At 64.9% G+C, this 13,958-nt stretch carries 14 protein-coding genes; 1 reads left to right on the top strand and 13 read right to left on the bottom strand.

Translation table 11 applies throughout. The features are described 5' to 3' along the window. Positions 1–34 precede the first annotated feature (34 nt). From EDD25_RS07435 to EDD25_RS07495, 13 genes are all read right to left on the bottom strand, one after another. A complete protein-coding gene (locus EDD25_RS07435; RefSeq protein ID WP_134172718.1) occupies positions 35–640 on the bottom strand; it encodes a helix-turn-helix domain-containing protein in 606 nt (201 codons plus the stop codon). Positions 641–728: 88 nt separating this feature from the next. Continuing rightward, positions 729–1,178 carry a cytidine/deoxycytidylate deaminase family protein gene (locus EDD25_RS07440; protein WP_134172719.1) on the bottom strand — a complete coding sequence of 150 codons (450 nt, stop codon included), beginning with the start codon at positions 1,176–1,178 and terminating at the stop codon, positions 729–731. Positions 1,179–1,192: 14 nt separating this feature from the next. After that, complete coding sequence (locus EDD25_RS07445) at positions 1,193–2,011, bottom strand: ABC transporter permease (RefSeq protein ID WP_134172720.1); 819 nt, start codon at positions 2,009–2,011, stop codon at positions 1,193–1,195. Beyond that, positions 2,011–2,832, bottom strand: a complete 822-nt coding sequence (locus tag EDD25_RS07450) for an ABC transporter ATP-binding protein (protein WP_134172721.1) — start codon at positions 2,830–2,832, stop codon at positions 2,011–2,013. The genes EDD25_RS07445 and EDD25_RS07450 overlap by 1 nt, the downstream gene beginning before the upstream one ends. Next, on the bottom strand, positions 2,829–3,926 hold the full coding sequence (locus EDD25_RS07455; RefSeq protein WP_166671231.1) for an ABC transporter substrate-binding protein: 1,098 nt from the start codon (positions 3,924–3,926) through the stop codon (positions 2,829–2,831). Before EDD25_RS07455 ends, EDD25_RS07450 begins: the two co-directional genes overlap by 4 nt. A 103-nt stretch (positions 3,927–4,029) precedes the next feature. Further along, the gene (locus tag EDD25_RS07460) at positions 4,030–4,635 is read right to left on the bottom strand and encodes a helix-turn-helix domain-containing protein (protein ID WP_134172723.1); all 606 of its coding nucleotides are present in this window, start codon (positions 4,633–4,635) and stop codon (positions 4,030–4,032) included. 167 nt (positions 4,636–4,802) lie between these two features. Then, positions 4,803–5,135, bottom strand: coding sequence for a ferredoxin (gene fdxA, locus EDD25_RS07465; protein ID WP_134172724.1), 333 nt, complete (start codon positions 5,133–5,135; stop codon positions 4,803–4,805). A 9-nt stretch (positions 5,136–5,144) separates the two neighbouring features. Beyond that, positions 5,145–6,578, bottom strand: coding sequence for an aldehyde dehydrogenase family protein (locus EDD25_RS07470; protein WP_134172725.1), 1,434 nt, complete (start codon positions 6,576–6,578; stop codon positions 5,145–5,147). Positions 6,579–6,604: 26 nt separating this feature from the next. Continuing rightward, positions 6,605–7,378 (bottom strand): SDR family oxidoreductase, encoded by a 774-nt coding sequence (locus tag EDD25_RS07475; RefSeq protein ID WP_134172726.1) that lies wholly within the window; start codon positions 7,376–7,378, stop codon positions 6,605–6,607. Next, the gene (locus EDD25_RS07480; protein ID WP_134172727.1) at positions 7,378–8,304 is read right to left on the bottom strand and encodes a dihydrodipicolinate synthase family protein; all 927 of its coding nucleotides are present in this window, start codon (positions 8,302–8,304) and stop codon (positions 7,378–7,380) included. The genes EDD25_RS07475 and EDD25_RS07480 overlap by 1 nt, the downstream gene beginning before the upstream one ends. Continuing rightward, positions 8,301–9,101 (bottom strand): enoyl-CoA hydratase-related protein, encoded by an 801-nt coding sequence (locus tag EDD25_RS07485; protein ID WP_134172728.1) that lies wholly within the window; start codon positions 9,099–9,101, stop codon positions 8,301–8,303. Before EDD25_RS07485 ends, EDD25_RS07480 begins: the two co-directional genes overlap by 4 nt. Beyond that, a complete protein-coding gene (locus EDD25_RS07490; protein ID WP_134172729.1) occupies positions 9,098–10,291 on the bottom strand; it encodes a CaiB/BaiF CoA transferase family protein in 1,194 nt (397 codons plus the stop codon). The genes EDD25_RS07485 and EDD25_RS07490 overlap by 4 nt, the downstream gene beginning before the upstream one ends. Continuing rightward, positions 10,288–11,652, bottom strand: coding sequence for an FAD-dependent oxidoreductase (locus EDD25_RS07495; protein ID WP_134172730.1), 1,365 nt, complete (start codon positions 11,650–11,652; stop codon positions 10,288–10,290). Before EDD25_RS07495 ends, EDD25_RS07490 begins: the two co-directional genes overlap by 4 nt. 652 nt (positions 11,653–12,304) lie before the next feature. Between EDD25_RS07495 and EDD25_RS07500 the strand changes: the two genes are divergently transcribed. Then, on the top strand, positions 12,305–13,885 hold the full coding sequence (locus EDD25_RS07500; RefSeq protein WP_134172731.1) for an alkaline phosphatase PhoX: 1,581 nt from the start codon (positions 12,305–12,307) through the stop codon (positions 13,883–13,885). Positions 13,886–13,958 lie beyond the last annotated feature (73 nt).

Here is a 13,958-nt window from a genome sequence, read left to right on the forward strand (position 1 = left end):
CCGGAATGTCGGGAAGAGCCTGAGTGGAGGGTCCTCACCGAGCGGGAGGGGTGCTCACCCAGACTGCTACGCATGGTTCTTCGTAGCGGTTGATGTACCAGTGCGGAATCGTGGAGGCGAAGGTCATTGAATCGCCCGCCTCCACGGTGTGGCGTTCTCCGTCAAGATAGACGTCGATCTTGCCGGAGATGACGATGCCGAACTCCTCACCACCATGATGGAAGGGAGTTGCACTCGTGTCGTGCCCTGGGGGGCTCACAATCCACTGCGCCTCGAGGAGGCCGTTCTGATCCGGGGTCAGCAGTTCGTGGGCTGCTTCGCCCACGGACTCCCGGGTGACACCCTGCAGGTTGCGCCGGTCGGTACCGCGCACGACGGGCGACACCGGTTCGTCATGACCGAAGAAGAATCGACCCACCGGAATTTCGAGGCCATGGGCCAGCTGCGCCAGCGTCGTGAACGACGGGTTGGCCTTGCCGCGTTCGATCTGGCTCACAATGGCCGGACTCAGACCGGACGTCTCGGCCAGCTGCGCCAGGGTCATTCCCTTTTCTTTTCGCAGGGAGTGCACCATGGTCCCGACCGTGGCCAGGAGGCCGCTCAGCGCAGCTGAAGCGACCCCCGTTTTTGTGTCAGTCATCGCGCTCCCATGTCGAATAAAGAAATATTCACTATTATAGAATAATTTAGTGCATCGTCGTTCTCCTTCCGTCACCACCTCCGCCGGCCTACGCTGTCGTGGCTGTGGGTTGCGGCACCACCCAGTCGGTTTCGTTGGCTCGCATCCACGGGAGCGGCAACAACTCTGCCATCGTGACTTTTGCTATTGTGCCCTGAGCATCCACCAGAACGGACATGTCCGGACCGTACGTACTGAATAGTTCCCGGCACACACCGCAGGGATTGACGACCTGCGGAATGCCTGTGTTCGCGTTCATGCATACCGCAACCGCGTTGCTGAGGTGGGTCTCACCGGCCATGCGGGCGTTGGCTATGGCAGACGATTCTGCACAGATATTCACTCGCTTCGACCCCAGGTGCAACCCGAGGTAGATCGTCCCCGATGCGCCGCGGATCGCGGATGCAACCCGATGATTGTCAGCGTGGTGAGACGCGAGCAGCATTCGGGATGCGGCCCGGTAGAGGTCGATGTCGAGTGGGTCAAGAACAGTATTCATAGCGGGCCGGCCTTCTAGCTGTCTTCCGCTGGTTTCCAGCGCACGATGAGGCGTTCGGCGGTGGCCACAATCGAGAAGAGAGAGATCGACAGGATGGACGCGGCGAGCATGACGACGTAGAGCAGAGGCGTGTCGTAACTGTAGGTGGTTTGGATGATGAGGTAGCCCAGCCCCTGTTGAGAGCCGATCCATTCGGCGATGATCGCACCGATAAAGGCACTGCCGGCCGCGATCTTGAGTGCGGAAAACAGGAATGGCAGGCACGCATAGGCGCGAATATTGGTGAGCGTTTCGGTCTTGCTCGCCGAGAGCACCTGCATGAGTTCGATGGACTGGCGGTCCGCTGATCGCAGTCCTTTGACCATGTTCACGAGAGTCGGAAAGAAACAGACCAACGCTGCAACGGCGATCTTCGACGTGTATCCGCTTCCCATCATGATCACGAGCACCGGGGCGATGGCCACAACCGGGATGGTGTGCGCAATGATCGCCATCGGCATCACCATGCGTTCGGCCGACCGCCAGTACATGAAGGTCACGGCCAGCAGAATTGCAACGGAGTTGCCCAGGAGGAAGCCCATCACGGCTTCAAAGATCGTCGGCCACATGTGAGTCAGCACAAGCGGATAATTACTTATCAGCGCGCCGAACACGTCGGTGGGTGCCGGGAAGATGTAGACGGGGATCGAAAACGCCGTAGTGACTATCTGGGCGACGATAACCAGGACAACGATCCCCGCGATGGGTACGAATCGGTGGCCTCCGTGGCGACGTTTTCGGCTCGGTGCCGGTCCTGCCGGTCGTCGCGTGGCGACGGGGCTGATGGTGGCCATTAGCAGACCTCCAGAACGCGCCGCAGATGTGCGGCCACGTTCGTAAATTCCATGGAATCTCGAACGCTCAGCTCGCGCGGCTGCGGGAGATCGATCGTCACGATCTCCTGCACGCGTCCCGGATTTGCCGCCAGGAGGATGACTTGCTCAGACAAGAACGCGGCTTCGGCGATCGAGTGGGTGACAAACACAATCGTGGTCCCGGTGGTCTGCCAGATCCGCAGCAGTTCGCCGTTCAAGTGATCGCGGGTGATCTCATCCAGCGCCCCGAACGGCTCGTCCATGAGCAGGATCTTCGGCTTGCAGATCAGGGCTCGCGCGATGGCGACGCGCTGGCGCATACCACCGGACAATTCGTGCGGAAACGCCATCTCCCGTCCTTCCAGTCCCACGAGCTTCAAGAGTTCGTGCGGGTCGGCGTGGTCGGTGATGCTGGCGCCTCCACCCACCTGGAGCGGCAGAAGAATGTTGTCTAAGACATTTCGCCAGGGCAACAGGGTCGCGTCCTGGAAGACAAATCCGATTTTGCGTGTGGTGCGGGCTTCATGCGGGCTCTGGCCAAAGAGGTTGACTGTTCCCTTCGTCGGCTGTACGAGGTCGGAGATCACCCGGAGCAGTGTGGACTTTCCGCAGCCTGACGGCCCGAGCAGCGACGTGAAGCTTCCTGCCGGGAAGACGGCGCTCAGCCCGGCGATTGCGGTGATCGTGGCGCGGTTGGTGTCAAAGGTCACCGTGACGTCGCTCACCCGCAGCTCATCGATTGCCGCTGCCGCTGCCGTTGCCGTTGCCGCTGCCGTTGCCGTTGCCGTTGCGGCGGTCATAGTTCGTCACTGATTTTCACTCGGGTGGTCTTGGTATCGTCCAGGATGGTGGTGTTGATGACATCGTCGAGCGCAGGAACAGCGTTCGGGAACAGGCCGAGGGATTCCCACGTATCGAGTTGGTTGGCCCAGACGTCGGGGTCCATGGTCCCCCAATTCACTCGAGTGCCCGAACCGTCAGCCTCATAGGCGTGGGCGATGGTGATACCTTCGGCGATGATCTCCGTGTCGAGTCCTGGCGCGAGCGCGGCCACCGCGGCGGCGGCCTCATCCAGATTGGCGTAGGCGTACTCCCATCCGCGCGAGGTGACTTCGAGATACGTCGCAAGAGTTTCGGGCTTGTCGGCCAGAGTCGACTCGGTCGCGTAGTACACCCGGGGATACAGCTGCACGCCGGCATCCCACAGCGCCATTTCGAAGTAGTCCTTGTCGACTTCGCCGAGGGTGCGTGCGATAGAGGCCGTTGTCGCCCAGCCCGTCCAAACGTCGACGGCGCCGGTCGTGAGGGGTGTGATCTCGGATCCAACAACCTGCACGGTCACGTCGGACGGATCGATGTCGTTGGCGGCCAGCACTGCCTGGAGGAGCACCTGGCCGGTTGCCTGGACACCAACGGTCTTGCCGATCAGGTCGCGTGGCTCGGTGACGGCGTTGTCCTCGAGGGAAAAGAAGGTGTACGGGTGCTTCTGGAGTCCCGCAGCAAATGCTTGCACCGGGATGCCCTGCGAACGTGCCAGCATCAAACTCGGGCTGGACGACAACTGTCCGATGTCGCTGGCACCGCTGGACACCAGCGCAACACCGTCAAGGCTGGGACCGCCGGCCTTGATCTCAAGGTCGATGCCGGCGTCCTCGTACCAGCCCTTCGAGAGAGCAACAGCCTCGCCGGCGATTCCGTCATCAATTAGCCACCCCAGTTGCAATGACAGGGGCGTCAGTTCCGCACCTGAATCGACGGCGGCAGCGTCCGTCGATGGGAGTGCTGAGCTGCACGAGGCGAGCACAAGCGAGAGGGAAGCCGCTGCAACAGCGGCGGCAACGAAGCGGCGAGACAGACCCTGGCGATGCGTGTTGGGTCGACGAAAATTAGGCATGAAGCTCCTCATAAAACTTTTCGGGACCGAAAATCGACGCGGCACGTACGCCGCAGCGAGGCAATCGATCGGAATGTTGGGAAGAGCCTGGGTGGAAGGGGCCTCACCGAGCGGGAGGGGTGCTCACCCAGACTGCTACGCATGACTCTTCGTAGCGGTTGATGTACCAATGCGGCACGGTGGAGGCATAGGTGATCGAATCGCCCGCCTCCAGGATGTGACGTTCTCCGTCAAGATAGATGTCGATCTTTCCGGAAAGGACGATGCCGAACTCTTCCCCGCGGTGGCGGAAAGGAGTCTCACTCGTGTTGTGCCCCGGGGGGCTCACAATCCACTGCGCCTCAAGGAGGCCATTGTGATCCGGGGTCAGCAGTTCATGGGCTGCTTCTCCCACGGACTCCCGGGTGACACCTTGCAGATTGCGCCGATCCGTTCTGCGCACGACGGGTGATGCTGGTTCGTCGTGGCCGAGGAAGAACCGACCCACAGGAATTTCGAGGCCGTGGGCCAGCTGCGCCAGCGTGATAAACGCTGGGTTGGCCTTGCCACGTTCGATCTGACTCACGATCGCCGGGCTCAGCCCGGCGGTCTCGGCCAACTGCGCCAGAGTCATTCCTTTCTCCTTCCGCAGGGAGTGCACCAGAGTTCCGACCGTTGCCAGCAGTCCATTCAGCGCAGCTGAGGGGACCCCCGTCTTGGTGTCGGTCATTGGTACATCCTGTCGATTGGAGAGTGAGTACAACAATATTCAAGATATTCACCTTGTCAAGAGAAATATTCATTATGGTAAAAGACTTTATTGAATCGTCACCTTGCTTCCATCACCACCTCCCGCGACAAGGATGAGGGCAGAACCCACCCACCCGAGGGCGTCGATCACACCGGTGCTCCCTGATTCTGCGGTGTGAGCGCTGCAATGAACGGATGATCCCGGCCGGTGTTCCCCAGCGAGACGGCGCCCAGGGGTGAGCCCAGTTCGCTGAAGAATTCGACGTTGGCTCGCGTGTACTCTGCCCATTCATCGGGTACGTCGTCGACGTAGAAGATGGCCTCCACAGGGCAGACCGGATCGCAGGCCCCGCAGTCGACGCACTCATCCGGGTGGATATACAGCGACCGCTCGCCCTCGTAGATGCAGTCCACGGGGCAGGCCTCGATGCAGGCCTTGTCCTTGACGTCCACGCAGGGCTGGGCGATGACGAATGTCATGGCCGGGGATCACACCCCGGTGTAGACGGTCTTGCCCCAGGTGAAGAAGTCCAGCGCGGTGCGACCCTGTTCCCGGAACGTGTTCGTGGAGGAGTCCTTGACGCCGCCGAACGGCACATTGAGGTCAAGACCCGCCGTCGGACGATTGACCTTGATGACGCCGGCCTGGGCACGCTGGGCGAAATCGGTGGAGCGGGCGAGGCTGTCGGTACAGATTCCGGCGGTGAGGCCGTAGCGCGAGTCGTTGATGGCAGTGAGCCCGGACTCGTAGTCCGGCACCTCGAGGGCAGCGATGACCGGGCCGAAGATCTCGTCGCGCACGGCGGGATCGTCATGCGCGATATCGGTGAGCACCGTCGGGGCGAAGTGCAGGCCGTTGTCGGCGGGTGCGCCGTGCAGGGCGGTCGCGCCGCGGCCGAGCGCGTCGCGCACGGCGCCCTCGTTCTGCTCCAGCTGGTTGTCGCTGACCACGACGCCCATCTTCGTCGCCGCGTCAAGGCCGTCGCCGGGCGCATAGGAACCGGCCTGCGCCACAAGTTCTTCAAGGAATGCGGAGCGGATGCCCGGGGTGACGTACACGCGCGACGTCGCCGTGCACGCCTGCCCGGTGAGGCCGAAGCCGCCAGCCGCGACCACCTGGGCGGCCTTGCGGGGGTCGGCATCGTCGAGCACGAGAACGCCGTTCTTGCCCCCCATTTCGAGCTGCACGCGGGCGCGGCGCTCACTCATCACCTGATGCAGACCCAGGCCGACGGCCGTGGAACCGGTGAACGAGAGCCCGGCGACACGGGGGTCGTGTGCGAGGGCGGAGCCGATGATGCGTCCCTTGCCGTGCACGATGTTGAGCACGCCGGCCGGCAGCCCGGCATCGGCCAGTGCCTTGGCGAGGTGGGTGGCCGACATCGGTGTCATTTCGGCGGGCTTGAGGATGACGGCGTTGCCGCTGATCAGCGCCGGGGCGGTCTTCCACGCGGGAATGGCGATGGGGAAGTTCCACGGTGTGATCAACCCGACGACGCCGATGGGCTCCCGGCGCGTGTAGATCGAGGTGTTCGGGAGCCCGCTCGGCAGGACCTCCCCCGTCGGGGCCCAGCCGAGCGATCCGAAGAAGCGCATCACGTCGATGGCGCGAGTGACCTCGCCCATGGCCTCGGCGATCGTCTTGCCCTCTTCACGCACGAGGTCTTCGGCAATGGCGCGCTTGCGTTCCTGTAGCAGCGTACCGGCGGTGATCAGGATGGCACCGCGGGCGGGCATCGGCATGGCGGCCCACTCGGCTTGCGCCGACTCGGCGGCCGCGATGGCCTGGTCGAGGGCCTCGAGGTTCGCGGTCGGAGAGACGACCGCGACCTGGCCGGGGCGCGCCGGGTTCATTCTCTCGACGTCGGCTCCGCCGAGCCATTCGCCGTTGATCAGGTTCTGTGCAATTGCTGCGTTACTCATGGGGATTCCTTCGTTGGGGTCGATGTCTAGAGGCTGCGAACGAGGCCGCCGTCGCAGCGCAGGGCCACTCCGGTAATGTACGAGGCCGGTCCACTGCACAGGAAGGCTGCCGAGGCGCCGAACTCCGCCGGTTCGCCGTAGCGGCGGGCGGGAATGCTGGTGCGCGATTCCTGCTGGATCGCTTCAACGGTCGTACCGCGCCGTTTGGCCGCGGCGTGATCGAGTTCGCCGACCCGGTCGGTGTCGATCCTGCCGGGCAGGAGCAGGTTGACCGTCACGGCGTCGAGGGCGACTTCGGCAGCCAGGGTCTTGAGGTAGCCGGCGAGTGCCGCCCGGCCGATGTTGGAGACGGCCAGGTTGGGCAGCGGCGCGACGATTCCGCTCGAACCGAGCGCGAGGATGCGCCCCCAACGCCGGGATCGCATGCCGGGCAACACCCGGCTGATCAGCGCGTGCTGAGGCTTGACAAGCAGGTCAAAGCTCGCGGCGATGTCGTCACTGCTCAGCGCTGCAGCGGCCCCGGGTTTGGGTCCGGGGCCGTTGAGCACGAGAATGTCGATGGGACCGAAGGCCGCGACGGCGCCGTCGACCGCCAGGTCGATGCCCTCGTCGGTGTTGAGGTCGGCCGCAATGCCGATGGCGCTCGGTAACGCGTCTGCGACCTCCCTGGCGCGGTCCGCCCGCCGACCGGTGATGACGACATTGGCGCCCTCCTCGGCCAGTGCGGTGGCCACGGCGAGGCCGAGGCCCCCGGTGGACGCGGCAACGAGTGCCGTCTTTCCCTGCAGTTTGAGATCCATCAGTTCCTCCCTGGGTAGGCTGCGGCGGCTTCGCGCAGGTGAATGAGCATCGCGTCGCGCAGGCTCTCCGGGTAATCCGCGGCGGGGGGCCGCGCTCCGGATTCCTTGATCAGGCCGCGCTGGCGGAAGCATTCCTTGCGCAGGGCAAGGGCGATCCTGGCCTGCTGCTCGAAGTTGATCAACGGCAGCACGGGCAGGAGCGCGTCGCGCGCCGCCTCGTACCCCGAGCTCGTCCACGCGTTCACGCAGGCGATGAGAGCCTCGGGGTAGGAGAATCCCGTCATCGCGCCGGCGGCACCGGACACCAGCTCGTCGAGCAGTCCCTGGCCGCCCAAACCGCCGAAGACGGGCACGTCGAGGGCCGCGGTGAGGGCGGCAATGGCCACCGGTGTCGGCGGCGCCTCTGCCTTGACCGCAATGACGAACGCACAGGCTGAGACCACCGAGATCAGGGCCGGCGTCGGAATGGCCACTCCGCTGGCCATGGGGTAGTCCTGCAGTACGATGAACGCGCCCGTCGCCTCATGGATGGCCTGCAGGTGGTGGGTCACGACGCGGGGGTTCGGGGAATTGGCCTGCACCATCACGGCGGCGATCCGGTCGCCAGCGGCGGCCTGCGCTGCTCGAATCTCCTCGATCGCCGGCTGTGTGGCCAGGGCGGAGATGCCGACGACGAGCGGGAGGGTCGTGGTCTCGGTCACAATTTCGAGAACCAGCTCGCGCTCCGGGGCGGACAGCGCTGCGGCTTCACCGAAGACTCCGAGTACGGTCAGTCCGGTCGCGCCGATCGCCTCATAGTGCTCGGCCAACATGGCGAGACTGTCGACGTCAACGTCGAAGGTGCTGCCCTGGAAGGGCGTCGCGAGCACGCCCCAGACGCCGGGCGTGAAGGTCCGGCGCGCGGGCATGCTCTGCTGCCCGGTCATTTTCCGGGCCAAACGGGTCGACGCTTCTCTTGGAAGGCCAGGACGCCTTCGGCGGAGTCGCTGCTGTCGAGGGAATCCATCAGGGCGGGCAGCCGAACCCGGCGGGCGTCGTGGGCGGAGAGGTGCGTGGTGCGGGTCACCATCTGCTTGACCGCTCGCACGGAGGTCGGGGCGCAGGAGAGGATCTGCTGCACCCAGCGGTCAACGGCTTCGTCCAGTTCGGCGGCGGGAACCACCTCGTTGACGAGGCCCAGGGTTGCCATTTCGGAGGCCGGTGCCTTGCGCCCGGTGAGGAGCAGCCCCATGGCCTGGGTGTAGGGAATCTTGCGCACGAGCTGGCTGATTCCGCCGTCGAGGGCGAGTCGTCCCACACGCGGTTCGGTCAGGCCGAACTGGGCGGACTCGGCCGCCACGACGATGTCGGTGCCGAGCACCATTTCCATGCCGCCGCCGAGTGCATAGCCGTTGACGCGGGCGATGACGGGGATATCCAGCGTGGTGCGCAGGCTGAGGCCGCCGAAGCCGTTGGGATCGAGGTCGGCCCAGTACTGCAGGCCGGTCTTGTCCACCGCCGCGGCGGACATGTCGGCGCCGACGCAGAAGGCGCGGTCCCCGGCGCCGGTCAGCACGACGACGCGAATGTCGCGGTCGTTCTCGATCTGGTCCCAGATCTCGTTGAGCCGGGCCGTCGTGGTCTCGTCGACGGCGTTCATCACCTGCGGGCGGTTGATGGTCACGGTGGCAACGTGGTTGTCGATCTCCAGCACGACGCCGTCGCTCGGCAGCGCCGCGCTCATCGCAGCACGCCCAGCTCCTGCAGCCGCGCTATGGCCGCCTCGTCGTATCCGTTTTCCTGCAGCACTTCCACGTTGTGTTCCCCGAGACGCGGGGCGCTTCTGCGGATTGTCGGCGGCGTCGCCGACAGCCGAATGGGGGCGTTGAGCATGCGCACCGTTCCCACCGACGGGTGCTCGACCTCGACGATCATCTTGTTCGCCGTGGTCTGCTCATCGGCCAGCGCCTGCTCCAGCGTGTGTACCGGTGCGTTGAGCAGGCCTTCGTTCTCCAGTCGCTCGACCCAGTACGCGGTGGTGTTGGTGGCAATCTTGTCGCGGAAGATGCCCTGGAGAACGGGCTTGTGTTCGAACTGCTGCTCGAGCGTGGCGAATTCGGGCCGCAGGCTGAGGTCCTCGTCGAGTTCGAGGGCCGCGGAGATGTGCTGCAGCGGGTCGGGGGTGAAGCCGCCGACCATGGTGATGGCGCCATCCGTCGTGGCATAGACGCCGCTGAGCGGCATGGCTCCCCAGTTGACCTCGTAACCACGGTTGAGCTGCATGCACGCCTCCTGCATCTGCATGTGCAGCATGGAGTCGTACATGGTGACCTCGACTTTTTGGCCGACACCGGATTCGTCGCGGGTGCGCAGCGCCAGCAGGATGCCCTGCATCAGGTGCATGCCGGTCGTGTAGTCACACAGCGTGGTCGGGTAGACGGAGAGCGGGGAGTCCGCGGATTCCCGGCGCCACATCACACCCGAGTAGGCCTGGGCGATGACGTCCTGGCCGCCCTTGTGCGAGTAGGGGCCCTCCGTGCCGAACCCGGTGCCGGAGGCCCAGATGATGCCGGGGTTGATCTTCTTCAGCTCCTCGTAGCCGAAACCCATGCGCTCCATCACGCCGGCGCGGAAGTTGCTGACGACGACGTCGGCGTCGACCAGGAGCTGGTGCAGAACCTCGCGACCCTCCTCCTTACGGGTGTCGATGGAGAGGCTGCGCTTGTTGCGGTTGATTGCGAGGAAGATCGGGTTGTCCTGACCGTCCTTATCCGGGAAGGAGTTGCGGGAGATGTCTCCCAGGCCCGGTCGTTCGATCTTGATGATGTCGGCGCCGTAGTCACCGAGCAGCTGGGTACAGCTGGGCCCCATGTACACCTGGGTGAAGTCGACGATGGTGACGCCGGAAAGCGGCATCGGAGCGGGGGCGGTCATACCTGGGCCAGCGCTTCCGAGTCGATGGTGGCGTTGGCGGACGGCACGTCTCCCGGGTCGGCACCGTGCTTGTGCATTTCGCGCTGGATGTCGGCGACCGGCACGTCGCGTACGAGCACGCCCTGGTCCACGGCGAGCGCGGCGGCCGCGCCGACGGCCTGTCCCATGGCCATGCACGGCGGGATCTCGCGGGACATCTTCTGCGCCTCCGGGGTGGCGGAGTAGTGCCGTCCGGCAACGAGCAGCTGGTCGACCTCCTTGGGCAGAAGGGACCGGTAGGGGTAGTAGTAGTCGCGGCCGCGGGCCACAGAGTCGGCGAAGTGGCGCCTGGAGGTGACGTCTTCCTTGGTCATGACGTATTCGCCCTCGAGGAGCCTGGTCTGGCGCACGCCCATCTGCTGGGCGACGTCGACGATGTAGGTGTTCTCGAAGCCGGGCAGGTTGGCCTTGACGAAGTCGACCGCCGCGGTGATGCGGTCCCGCGCGGCGAACTCGGCCTTCGTCATGTCTTCCGGATCAACACCGTCGAATCCGGTCATGTGCGGGGCGTTGCACCAGACCACGCCGGGGATGGGCGTCTTCAACCACCACAGCTCCCACGCTCCGCCGAGCAGGCGCTTCACCTGACGGTTGATGGCGCGAGCTTCCTTGGGGTGGTCCTGCTCATACTGTTCGGCGGCGACGGTGTCGACGCCGCCGAGGCGGAAGACGAGGGTGGTCATGTAGCTGTCGTGGGCGTAGCTCGCGCCGGCCCGGGAGGCGACGTCGATGTCGCCGGTGGTGTCGATGACGACGTCGGCCATGAACGCCTGCGGGCCCGACTTGGTCTCGCAGATGACGCCCTTCATGACGCCGTTGTCGACGATCGGCCGGGAGAACCAGGAGTGCAGGCGCAGGTTCACGCCGGCCTCGCGCACGAGGTCGTTGGAGACGCGCTTCCAGCCGTCCGGGTCGAATGCGGCCGCGTAGCAGATCGGCTTAGGGTTGCTGTGCGAGTGGAAGTCGAAGAGGCCGAAGCGGCCCCACTTGTTCCAGGTTTCGGTGGCAGCGTGGCGATCCTCTTCCGGCGGAACCACGGCCAGTCCGATGCTTTCGAGCCGGTCGACGTACTCGCTGACAATCCCGGTGACGGTCATCTCCGGGCCGTTGATCATGTCATCGAGCACCAGGACCATCCCGCCGGAGGCGAGGCCTCCGAGCGCGGAGTATCGCTCCAGCAGGGTGACGCTGGCGCCGCTTCGCGCGGCGGTGACGGCCGCGGCGACGCCGGCCGGGCCGCCGCCCACCACGAGGATGTCGGAGCGGGAGATGACGGGTGCCGTGAGGTCGGCGGTGTTGGTGCGCAGGTCGAGAGTAGTCATGGAGTGTCCTTACTTTCCAACGAACAAGCCGTTGGAGCGGCGGGCGAGCAGATAGAAGATGATGCTGAGAAGGGAGAGCACGGCGACGTAAAAGGGGAAGACCCAGGTTTTCCCAGGCTAAGGAGACCTCGGCGAACATCCGGAGAAAGCCGAGATCGTGTGTGGGCCTCGTGTTTGACTGCAGTGCTGAGCATGTGTGTTTCCTTCTTTGACGCGACTATTGGCGCATGAGGGTGCTGGCATTCGCCGCCGTGACGGGGTCACGTCGGCGAGCGCCTATCGGGTGTCGGGACAGCCACTGGAGGGAAGGGGACCCCAGGGGCGGGGCGGGCGCCAACCCGGGGTGCTACGCATGTCTCTTCGTAGCGGTTGACGTTCAGTACGGGGTCGTGGAGGCGTGCGTGATGGAATCGCCGCCTACAGCATTGGCACTAGGTTTGATAACTAGGCACAACTATATTGAATAAATTTACGAAGTCAACGATTTTCTTCATTATGGTAAAGAAGTGTTATCTCGGCAGATTTCTGGGTGGTGGATGGCGTTGTTCCGCGCATCGGCAGCCAGCGTTCAGGCCGTCGTTACCTGCCGGACAGCTTCGGCGACTTGTGTGGTCTGCGGGGTTGGGCACCGGCTCGCCCCGAGGAGGGCACAATGAAGTACACAAAAATCGGTGTGACCACGGCCGTAGGCCTGGGACTCAGCCTGGCCGCGCTGGCCGGAGCCTCGCTTCCCGCCGCCGCGACGCCCGACGCCGCCACAGGCGGCGTCGCCGCGAACTCGGCATTCGGCATCCAGGGCAACGTTCTCGCCGCCGGCCTCGAGCAGAGCCCAGTGGCGTGGGGCCAGTTGCCGCTCTCCAATCCGAACGGCGGAATCTCGCACTACGGCTACAACACGTCCAATGGCGGTCCGCTGACGCAGGACCCGAAAGAGGCGTTCAAGACCGAGCCTGACAAGAACGTCTACCTCGTTTTCGGCGGCAAGCACTACCTGTTCCAGGGGCACGAGGGCGGGCCGCAGGGATACGTCACGCGCATCAACCTCGACGAGAAGGACCCGGCCAAGAGGGTGACGCTCATTGCGGCTGCCCGGTCCGACGGCGCCGAGGTTCCCACCTTCGACGGCATCACCTGGGATCCGTTCACCCACCAGCTGCTCCTGACCGCAGAGGCTTCGGCCCCGAAGGGCGGCGTCTTCGGTGTCACCCTGGACGACCAGGGAGACCCGGTCGACGGCAAGATCACCCCGCTTCCGGCGCTGGGCTCCGGTGGCTACGAGGGTATCCAGAACGACTCGGCCGGTAACGTGTGGCTGGTTGAGGACATCGGCGGCGCCAAGGTGTCCGGCGGCAAGGTGCCCAACAGCTACGTCTACCGCTTCACTCCCACGGAGGCGGGCGACCTGTCCACCGGAACGCTCCAGGCGCTGCAGGTGAGCAGGACCGACGGCACCGCGGTCACCGCGAAGCAGCTTGCCGACAACCCGTCTGACCCGTTCATCACCGACCTGCACAGCTATGGTGCGTCGTTCGACACGAAGTGGGTCACGGTCACCCCTGGCGCCGACAACAGTTCGGCCGCCGCCGCTGCCGCCGCGGGCGCCACCCCGTTCAAACGGCCCGAGAACGGCGTCTTCCGCCCGGGCACCGATTTCGGTGAGTTCTACTTCACCGAGACCGGCGACACGAACAAGGACAGCACTCTCCCCGGTGCGTTTGGCGCGGTGTTCAAGCTCAGCCAGTCGTCACCGACGGCGCAGACCGGCACGCTGTCCCCCGCGTTCCTCGGCGACCTGGAGCACACGGGCCTGGACAACATCCAGTTCGCCGGCGAGAACAAGCTACTGGTGACTGAGGATGCCGGCGATTCGCTCCACGCCCAGCGTGACGCGCTCGACTCCGGCTACGAGCTCGACATCTCCAAGAAGAGCAAGAAGGGGCCGGAGGCTGTGCGCTGGCTGGCCGAGGGCCGGGACGCCTCCGCGACCTACGACCACACCACGAGCCCCGGCTACAACGACGGCGACAACGAGATCACGGGTATCCACGTCTCCAACGGTGACCCGACGGCCGCCGGAATCCTCGGCGCCCAGGTCCCGCAGATGATGACCGGCGACTGGCGCACGTTCTGGACCCAGCAGCACGGCGATAATGTGACGTGGGAGCTGCACAACGCGGCATCCGCTGACCCGCACGGTGATGACCAGCACGACGACAAGGACGACAAGGACTAGGCACCCGTCCGCTCCGCACCACCCCGACGATGCCCCGGTTGCCGCCGCAACCGGGGCATCGTCGCGTCCGGAG

The sequence above is a fragment of the Cryobacterium psychrophilum genome (genome assembly GCF_004365915.1).
Lineage (GTDB): Bacteria > Actinomycetota > Actinomycetes > Actinomycetales > Microbacteriaceae > Cryobacterium > Cryobacterium psychrophilum.

Bases quoted from the DNA above. Each gene is read 5' to 3' on its own strand.
- EDD25_RS07475 (WP_134172726.1), bottom strand. From the start codon at position 7,378: ATGGATCTCAAACTGCAGGGAAAGACGGCACTCGTTGCCGCGTCCACC.
- EDD25_RS07480 (WP_134172727.1), bottom strand. From the start codon at position 8,304: ATGACCGGGCAGCAGAGCATGCCCGCGCGCCGGACCTTCACGCCCGGC.
- EDD25_RS07460 (WP_134172723.1), bottom strand. From the start codon at position 4,635: ATGACCGACACCAAGACGGGGGTCCCCTCAGCTGCGCTGAATGGACTG.
- EDD25_RS07455 (WP_166671231.1), bottom strand. From the start codon at position 3,926: ATGCCTAATTTTCGTCGACCCAACACGCATCGCCAGGGTCTGTCTCGC.
- fdxA (WP_134172724.1), bottom strand. From the start codon at position 5,135: ATGACATTCGTCATCGCCCAGCCCTGCGTGGACGTCAAGGACAAGGCC.
- EDD25_RS07445 (WP_134172720.1), bottom strand. From the start codon at position 2,011: ATGGCCACCATCAGCCCCGTCGCCACGCGACGACCGGCAGGACCGGCA.
- EDD25_RS07450 (WP_134172721.1), bottom strand. From the start codon at position 2,832: ATGACCGCCGCAACGGCAACGGCAACGGCAGCGGCAACGGCAACGGCA.
- EDD25_RS07485 (WP_134172728.1), bottom strand. From the start codon at position 9,101: ATGAGCGCGGCGCTGCCGAGCGACGGCGTCGTGCTGGAGATCGACAAC.
- EDD25_RS07500 (WP_134172731.1), top strand. From the start codon at position 12,305: ATGAAGTACACAAAAATCGGTGTGACCACGGCCGTAGGCCTGGGACTC.
- EDD25_RS07435 (WP_134172718.1), bottom strand. From the start codon at position 640: ATGACTGACACAAAAACGGGGGTCGCTTCAGCTGCGCTGAGCGGCCTC.
- EDD25_RS07440 (WP_134172719.1), bottom strand. From the start codon at position 1,178: ATGAATACTGTTCTTGACCCACTCGACATCGACCTCTACCGGGCCGCA.
- EDD25_RS07495 (WP_134172730.1), bottom strand. From the start codon at position 11,652: ATGACTACTCTCGACCTGCGCACCAACACCGCCGACCTCACGGCACCC.
- EDD25_RS07470 (WP_134172725.1), bottom strand. From the start codon at position 6,578: ATGAGTAACGCAGCAATTGCACAGAACCTGATCAACGGCGAATGGCTC.
- EDD25_RS07490 (WP_134172729.1), bottom strand. From the start codon at position 10,291: ATGACCGCCCCCGCTCCGATGCCGCTTTCCGGCGTCACCATCGTCGAC.